At 72.0% G+C, this 2,998-nt stretch carries 3 protein-coding genes; all 3 read left to right on the top strand.

The features are described 5' to 3' along the window. Positions 1-232 precede the first annotated feature (232 nt). Positions 233-1,519, top strand: a complete 1,287-nt coding sequence (locus G6020_RS17525) for an alpha/beta hydrolase family protein (RefSeq protein WP_182610079.1) — start codon at positions 233-235, stop codon at positions 1,517-1,519. Between the two features lie 38 nt (positions 1,520-1,557). Beyond that, the gene (locus G6020_RS06645) at positions 1,558-2,052 is read left to right on the top strand and encodes an SRPBCC domain-containing protein (RefSeq protein ID WP_182610078.1); all 495 of its coding nucleotides are present in this window, start codon (positions 1,558-1,560) and stop codon (positions 2,050-2,052) included. A gap of 195 nt (positions 2,053-2,247) precedes the next feature. Then, the coding region (locus G6020_RS06640; protein WP_182610077.1) for a DUF222 domain-containing protein at positions 2,248-2,998 on the top strand (751 nt) is incomplete at its 3' end.

The raw sequence follows: 2,998 nt of genomic DNA, 5'->3' as shown, positions 1-2,998 counted from the left end.
ACGGTTCCGCGGACGCCGCGACGCCCGCGGAGCAGACGGGAACCTCGGGCCCCACCCCGCAGGACGCGGGGACCCCGGAGCCGGGCCCCTCCGACCTCTCCGGGCCGACGCTCCCCCGCGACACCAGGAAGTAGAGGGTCGCGCGCGGCGGGGGCGGCGCACTATTGTCGTCAGGTCACCGTCTCGGGCCTGTTCGACGGTCGCATCCCGTTCCGCTCGACCTAGGAGCCCCGTGTCCGACCGCCGCTCGTCCGCCGTCCCCCGTTCTCTCTCGCCCCGCCGGTCCGCCCCGGGGCTCTCCCGTCTGCTCGCCCCGACACTGGCGCCCGTTCTGGCCCTCGGGCTGATCGGCAGCATCGCGATGCCGGTCTCCGCACAGTCGCTCCCGGGCTCGTCGGGCTCGTCTGGCTCGTCGGGCTCGTCGGGCAATATCGGTTCGATCAATGAGCTCGGGGGCAGCGTCGACCCGTCCAGCGCCGGCGCCGGCTCGGCGACCATCGGCTCGACAGGGTCCACCGGGACGCAGTCGTTGGCGGGCCTGGGGACGCTCCCGCCACTCGGCACCGGTTCACAGAACACACTGGCCACCCCGCCCATCGGGATGGAGGCGGAGCCGGTCACCGTCTCCGAGGTCCGCCACAGGGAGATCGGCGACCCACGCGTGGCCGGCGGCGACCCCCGCTTCGAGCGGTGGTGGATCGCGTCCGAGTCCATGAACCGGGTGCTGCCGGTGGAGATCTGGCGGTCGGCGTCCGACGCCCCGGCCCCGATGCTCTACCTCCTCGACGGCGTCGACTCGCCGTCGCCCAGCGGGTGGCTCCTGCCGGGGGGCGTCCAGGACGCCTTCGCCGGCGAGCACGTCACCCTGGTCATGCCGGCGCGCGCCGATGGCTCCCTGCACGCGGACTGGCAGAACGACGACCCGGTCCTGAGCCGCAACGCCTGGCAGACCTTCCTCGCCGAGGAACTGCCCCCGCTGCTCGAGTCGGGCGAACTGCCCTTCACCGGCAAGCGGGGTGTCGCCGGGTTGTCGATGGGGGCCGCCAGCGCGGTCACCCTGGCCGAGCGGCGCCCCGACCTGTTCTCCGCCGTCGGCGCGATCGCCGGCTGCTACACCGCGCGCGACGATCTCGGATTCGTCCTGGCCAAGATCGTCACCGAGACCCGCGGCGGGAACATCGCGAACCTGTGGGGTCCGCGGACCGACCCGGCCTACGCGGAGAACGACGGGCTGCTCCACGCCGAGAAGCTCCGCGGCAAGACCCTGTACCTCGCCACCGCGACCGGTATGCCCGACGCCACCGAATGGGACCGCAACGGCCGTGACCTGCTCCGGTTCTCCCAGGGCACCGGTCTGGAGATCGCCACCCACGCGTGCACCGTCGCCATGGACCGACGCCTCGACGAATTGGGCATCCCCGCCCGGGTCGACTACCTGCCCACAGGCCTGCACAACTGGGACAACTTCGGCCGTTTCATCGCGCCGATGCGCGATACGCTGATGCCGGCGCTGCGCTGACACCACTCCCGGCGCCTCTCTGATCGCGAGGAGACGCCATGTCCACCACGCCCACGGCCTCCGGATACCTCGACGGCTCGGGAGCCGTCGTGTTCCCCCGCCGCCTGCCCATGTCCCGCGAGCAGGCGTGGGCCGCCGTCACCGATCCGGCCCGCACCGCCCGGTGGATCGGCCCGTGGTCGGGCGACCCGGCGTCCGGCACCGTCCAACTGACCATGACCGCCGAGGACGGCGATCCCGTCGACGGTGTCGAGGTGGTGACCTGCGAGGCGCCGGGCCTCCTGGTCGTGCGGACCGGTCCGGGCGGGTGGCTCCTCACCGTGAGGATCGAGGGCGACGACGACGAGGCCGTCATCTCCCTGGAACAGGACATCGCGGACGCCGAGTCCGCCTCCTCGATCGGTCCCGGGTGGGAGTACTACCTGGACCGGTTGGTCGAGGCCGAGGCGGGACGGGATCCGGACGCGCTGGAGTTCGAACCCGACTACTACCCCGGTCTCGCCGAGTACTACCGGTCCCTGCTGGGCGGCTGAGCGGTCCGGAGCGGCTCTCTCCGCTCCCTCCACTTCATCCCCATCCCCATCCCCCATCGCTGACACCGCAAGTCCCGCCGCCCCGGCGCGTCATTCGCATCGGTCGTGGTCGGATCACCATGTCGTACCCCGTTGCTAGTGTTCCCCTATCGAACACACGAGCGATCGCCTCGCTATCGCAGAAGGGGGAACCGGATGTCGGCAGAACACGGTTCGGGGATCGCGGCGGCCGGCCTGGCCGCCCTCGACGCCCTCCGCACGGAGAACCGCGCCGCTGCCGCCCGTCTGCAGGCCTGCCACGATCTCCTGGCACTGTGCGAGGAGCAGCAGTTCGCCAGAGACGTCGAGGCCGGGTACTACGACCCCGACGGGCCGGAGCGCCCGCGCGACCACGCGGTGCTCGACCCCTTCGACGTCGCCTGTGCGGAACTGGTCGCCACGTACGGTGTTCATCACCACCGCGCGTCAGCGATGCTCACGCTGGCCCGGGATCTCGTCATCAGCTTCCCGGGGATCGTCGAGGCGATGGGGTCCGGCCTCCTGGACGAGCGCACGGCGGGGATGCTCGTCCGGCAGATGCGGACGGTCGATCCCTCCGTCCTGGACGCTGTGCACCGACTGGTCGTGGACTGGCTGCTGGACTCCATTGACTCCGGCGAGCGGCCCGGCCGCAACGCGATCCTGGCCAAGACCGACAGCATCATCGCGGACTTCGACCCGGAAGGGGTCCTGGCCCGGCGTGCTGCCGCGGCGTGTGAGCGTCGGGTCAGTGTCCGGCGCGGGGTGGACGGCATGGCCGAGCTCCGTGCGCACCTCACCTCGACCGAGGCGTCCGCGATCCACGAGGCGCTCGGGCACACCGCCGGGGAGCGGTTCGATCGCGAGAAGCGGGCCCGGATCGAGGCCGTCCGCACCGGCACCGGGCCGGCGTACGACCCGCATCCCC

Source organism: Dietzia sp. B19 (genome assembly GCF_014145155.1).
Classification (GTDB): domain Bacteria; phylum Actinomycetota; class Actinomycetes; order Mycobacteriales; family Mycobacteriaceae; genus Dietzia; species Dietzia natronolimnaea.
The sequence above is the reverse complement of the archived record's forward strand: the minus strand, read 5'-3'. Positions and strand labels throughout refer to the sequence as shown.